The organism is Tateyamaria sp., from assembly GCF_059783535.1.
On sequence record NZ_JBYNDP010000203.1, the window covers coordinates 1 to 4,838 of the forward strand.

Below are 4,838 nucleotides of genomic sequence, written 5' to 3' on the forward strand. Positions count from 1 at the left end.
TCCTCCGTTGCTTCAAGCGATCCGTTCAATCGCCAGCGCGATGCCCTGACCACCACCAATGCACATTGTGATCAGCGCTTTGGATCCGCCAATCCGCTCCAGCTCATACAAAGCTTTCACAGTGATGATCGCACCGGTCGCACCCACAGGATGACCCAGTGCGATTGCGCCGCCGTTGGGGTTCACACGTGCCGGATCAAAGCCCAGGTCGTTGGACACCGCCAAGGCCTGCGCTGCAAAGGCTTCGTTTGATTCGATGACGTCGAAATCCTCGGGTGACAGGCCGGTGCGGTCCAGCAGGTTGCGGACGGCAGGAATGGGGCCGATGCCCATGACTTCGGGGCGAACGCCTGCATGGGCATAACCCAATATGCGCGCCTTCGGTTTCAGACCCGCCTTTTCCGCGGCATCGGCCGTTGCCAGCACCACAGCCCCCGCGCCGTCATTGATGCCCGAGGCGTTGCCCGCCGTGACCGATCCATCTTTCTGGAACACAGGCCGCAGCCCCGCCAACGCCTCCATGCTGGTCGCCTTGGGATGTTCGTCTACTTCAAAGGCAACGGTGTCGCGCTTCACCTTCACCTCGACTGGCGCGATCTGGCTGGTAAAGCGGCCATCTGCGATGGCTGCTGCCGCACGTTCCTGGCTTTGCATGGCAAAGCCATCCTGATCGTCACGAGAGATACCGTGTTCTGCTGCCACGTTTTCGGCCGTCACGCCCATGTGCCCTGTGCCAAAGGGGCAATTCAGTGCGCCCAGCATCATGTCGAGCGTTTTCACATCTCCCATCTTTGCGCCCCAGCGCTGGCTCGGGATGATGAAGGGCGAACGCGACATATTTTCGGCCCCGCCAGCAAGGCCAAAGTCCGCATCGCCCAGCATTAGAGACTGAATCACCGACACAATGGCCTGCACACCGGAGCCGCACAAACGGTTCACGTTCATGGCCGGGGTCGTGTCTGGCACGCCTGCTTGCATGGCTGCGACGCGGCTCAGATACATGTCTCGAGGTTCAGTGTTGATCACATGACCAAAGGCGACGTGACCGATCTGGCCACCTTCGACGCCCGACCGCTCCAGCGCTGCTTTGGTAGCGACGGTGCCAAGGTCGATGGGCGTGGTGGCTGCCAACGATCCTCCAAAGGTGCCGATGGCCGTGCGTGCGCCATCCAGAAGTACGATGTCTTGGGTCATGATGATCCTCCCTTTGCATTCTGATATGACGACGCGCTTGCCACATGTCAGCCCCCGGGCTTGACTTGGACGCAACGGCATTGGCACTACTCCGTCATGACGGAGAATACTGACGCTATATTGTCGCTTTTGCCGACTCGCCTGAAGGATGCGCGGCGGGCGCAGGGGCTGTCCCTGGATGCGGTGGCGAAACTGTCGGGCGTGTCCCGGTCGATGGTGAGCCAGATCGAACGGGGCGAATCCTCACCCACGATTGCGACGTTGTGGAACCTGACCCGCGCCTTGCAGGTGGATTTTGCGGGCCTGTTGGATGAGGGCGCGGCAAAGCGGATCGAAGTGCTGCGCGCGGCGGATGTGCCAAGCATCGAGAACCGGGGCGCGGGCTGCACCATCCGCATCCTCAGCCCTCCGGAAGAGGCTGGGCGTCACGAGGTTTATGAGCTGCGTTTCATTGAAGGTGGGGTGCTGGACAGCCAGCCGCATGCCCGTGGCGCACGCGAGCATCTGACCGTGATCGAGGGCAAGCTGCGTGTGACCAGCGGTGGCGCATCGGAGAAGGTGGGGCAGGGCGACACCGCCCGCTATGCCGCCGATGTGCCACACCGGATCGAGGCGGATCGGCCCGCACGCGCATTCCTGGTCGTGCAGGACGCCTGAGCGTAAATCCGCTTTCACGGATTTTTGTCCGTGATTATGAAATCCGTTGTTTCGGAATCATCTCCGGTATGTTAGATTTTCCTACAAAGGAGCATCCGACATGACCCACGCGTTTCTCACCCATGTGACCGACACCCTGGCCCAGATAGAGGCGGACGGGATGATGAAGCGCGAGCGCGAGATCACCTCGCCCCAAGGCGGTCGGATCGATGTGGGTGGGCGTGAAGTGCTGAACCTGTGTGCCAACAACTACCTTGGGCTGGCCGATCACCCCGATCTGATCGCCGCCGCCAAGGGCGCGATGGACACACATGGGTTCGGCATGGCCTCCGTCCGGTTCATCTGTGGCACGCAGGATTTGCATCGGGAGCTTGAGCAGCGTCTGGCCCGTTTTCTGGGCAAGGATGATGCGATCCTGTTTGCGGCCTGTTTTGACGCCAATGGCGGGTTGTTTGAGCCACTCTTGGGGCCGGAAGATGCGGTGATCTCGGACGCGCTGAACCATGCGTCGATCATTGATGGGATAAGGCTCTGCAAGGCGAAACGCTATCGCTACGCCAACAGCGACATGGATTCCTTGGAAAAGCAGTTGCGTGCCGCCAAGGCCGATGGGGCGCGGCATATCATGATTGCGACCGATGGCGTGTTTTCCATGGATGGCTATCTCGCGAAGCTGCCCGAAATCACCGCGTTAGCGCGGAACTTTGGCGCGCTGGTGATGGTGGATGATTGTCATGCCACCGGTTTCATGGGGCCGAAGGGGGAAGGGACCCCAGCCCATGCGGGCGTGGACGTGGATATTCTGACGGGCACCTTGGGCAAGGCGCTGGGCGGGTCCATCGGTGGCTATATCGCGGGACCCCAGCCGGTGATTGACCTGTTGCGCCAGCGTGCGCGGCCGTACCTGTTTTCCAATTCCCTGCCGCCTGCTGTTGTGGCCGCCGGGATTGAGGCGATCCGTCTGGTAGAAGACGGTGACGATCTGCGCGCGCAGCTGTTCGACAATGCCGCCTATTGGCGGGCGGGGTTGGAGCGGTTGGGCTTCGAGTTGCTGCCCGGTGAGCACCCGATCATCCCGGTCATGCTGGGCGAGGCGCAGTTGGCACAGGACATGGCGGCGCGGTTGTTTGATGAGGGCGTCTATGTCTCGGGCTTCTTCTTTCCCGTTGTGCCGCGTGGGCAGGCGCGTATTCGGACGCAGATGAATGCGGCCCTGACACGGGCGGATTTGGATCGGGGGCTTGAGGCGTTTGAGGCGGCGGGCAAGGCTGTTGGGGTGATCTGATGCGCAACACAATGAAAGCATTGGAGAAAACTCATCCGCGTGAGGGGCTGTGGGCCGTCGAAGCACCGGTGCCTGAGATCGGGCCGGATGATGTGTTGATCCGGGTCAAGAAGACCGGGATCTGCGGCACCGACATTCACATCTGGAATTGGGATGAGTGGGCCTCGGCCACTGTGCCGACGCCGTTGATCACCGGCCATGAGTTCGCAGGTGAGATCGTGGATATGGGTCGGAACGTGGATGGTCTGGCCCTTGGTCAGCGCTGTTCGGGTGAGGGGCATCTGATCGGCAAGACCTCGCGCCAGAGCCGTGCGGGCAAGTTTCATCTGGACCCGGCTACGCGGGGGATCGGTGTGAACGAGCAGGGGGCATTTGCCGAGTACCTACGCTTGCCCGCCTTCAACGTGGTGCCCTTGCCGGATGAAATTGATGACGACATTGGCGCCATTCTGGACCCTCTTGGGAACGCTGTGCATACCGCCTTATCCTTTGATTTGATTGGAGAGGATGTGCTGGTGACGGGTGCCGGTCCCATCGGGATCATGGCCGCTGCCGTGGCCCGGCACGCAGGCGCGCGGCATGTGGTGATCACGGATGTGAATGCGGACCGGTTGCGTCTGGCCACCCATGTGGCGGATGTCGTCCCGGTGAATGTCGCGCATCAGGATCTGGCCGAGGTGGTGTCGGGTTTGGGCATGACACAGGGGTTTGATGTGGGTCTTGAGATTTCGGGGAACCAGGTTGCGCTGGACCAGATGGTCGAGGCGATGACCATGGGGGGGCGCATTGCAATGCTGGGGATTCCGCCCGGGAACTCACCCGTGGACTGGTCCCGCATTGTGTTCAAGGCGATCACCATCAAGGGTGTCTATGGTCGCGAGATTTTCGAGACCTGGTACAAGATGATCGCCATGTTGCAGAATGGTCTGGACGTGTCCGGGGTTATCACCCATCGTTTCAAAGTATCAGAGTTCGAGGCCGGGTTTGCGGTGATGAAATCGGGTTCTTCGGGCAAGGTGGTTCTGGACTGGACGTAAGGCGCATCTTGATGAGCCGGGGCGGACGGCACGTCAGCCTTACGGTGTGAACGGGATGCGCCCTGACGCTGTCAGAAGCCATGCAATGCTGTCTTCGAACACGGCGGCTGTGAGCGCGCGGCCGTATCCAGCACCGGTATCAAGGTTGATCCGGTTGCCGTAATGCGTGGCGGCGTCGACAGGCGTGTGACCGTGTACGATCAGCTTGGGATGTGGGTTCAAGCAGTAGTGAAACTCTTGCCGAATCCAGAGCATGTCTTCTTCGGTTTGCTCTGCCAGAGGCACACCCGGTCGGATACCGGCATGCACAAACATCAGATTATCGACGATATGGCTGAGTTGTAGGTTACTCAGAAAGTCCAAGTGGCTTTGCGGAACAACGGCGCGCGCGTCGGCCTGCACATCCTTTTCCCGGCGTTTGCCATGGGCTTCGACGCCATAAGACGCCAGTGTTGTGTTGCCGCCGAGGCGGTCGTGCAGCCAGTAGAGTTCCACCATCATATGCGGGTCGTGCCGGAGCGGGTCCTGCATGAACCATTCGAACATGCGGTCGTGGTTGCCCTTGAGGAACGTCCAATTCCGGCCTGCATCCTGCCCTTCGATCAGGGTATCAAGCACGGCACGGCTGTCCGGTCCCCGGTCTGTGTAGTCCCCCAGAAAGACGA

Annotated in this window: 5 protein-coding genes; 3 read left to right on the forward strand and 2 right to left on the reverse strand. The window is 60.8% G+C overall.

Features of this window, described 5'->3' with window-relative positions:
* Window positions 1-12: 12 nt before the first annotated feature.
* Window positions 13-1,194, reverse strand: a complete 1,182-nt coding sequence (locus AC6RA8_RS21250; protein WP_500355667.1) for an acetyl-CoA C-acyltransferase family protein — start codon at window positions 1,192-1,194, stop codon at window positions 13-15.
* Between the two features lie 96 nt (window positions 1,195-1,290).
* Here AC6RA8_RS21250 and AC6RA8_RS21255 point away from each other — a divergent pair, with 96 nt between their 5' ends.
* The 3 genes from AC6RA8_RS21255 to tdh all read left to right on the forward strand — a co-directional run bounded on the left by AC6RA8_RS21255 (window position 1,291) and on the right by tdh (window position 4,173).
* Complete coding sequence (locus tag AC6RA8_RS21255) at window positions 1,291-1,851, forward strand: helix-turn-helix domain-containing protein (RefSeq protein ID WP_299203468.1); 561 nt, start codon at window positions 1,291-1,293, stop codon at window positions 1,849-1,851.
* Between the two features lie 100 nt (window positions 1,852-1,951).
* The gene (locus AC6RA8_RS21260) at window positions 1,952-3,136 is read left to right on the forward strand and encodes a glycine C-acetyltransferase (protein ID WP_500355670.1); all 1,185 of its coding nucleotides are present in this window, start codon (window positions 1,952-1,954) and stop codon (window positions 3,134-3,136) included.
* Window positions 3,136-4,173: an L-threonine 3-dehydrogenase gene (gene tdh, locus AC6RA8_RS21265; protein ID WP_500355672.1), complete on the forward strand. Its 1,038-nt coding sequence runs from the start codon at window positions 3,136-3,138 to the stop codon at window positions 4,171-4,173. Before AC6RA8_RS21260 ends, tdh begins: the two co-directional genes overlap by 1 nt.
* Before the next feature lie 39 nt (window positions 4,174-4,212).
* On the opposite strand, the gene AC6RA8_RS21270 is transcribed toward tdh, so the two are convergent.
* On the reverse strand, window positions 4,213-4,838 hold a 626-nt coding region (locus tag AC6RA8_RS21270; protein WP_500355674.1), incomplete at its 5' end, for a metallophosphoesterase.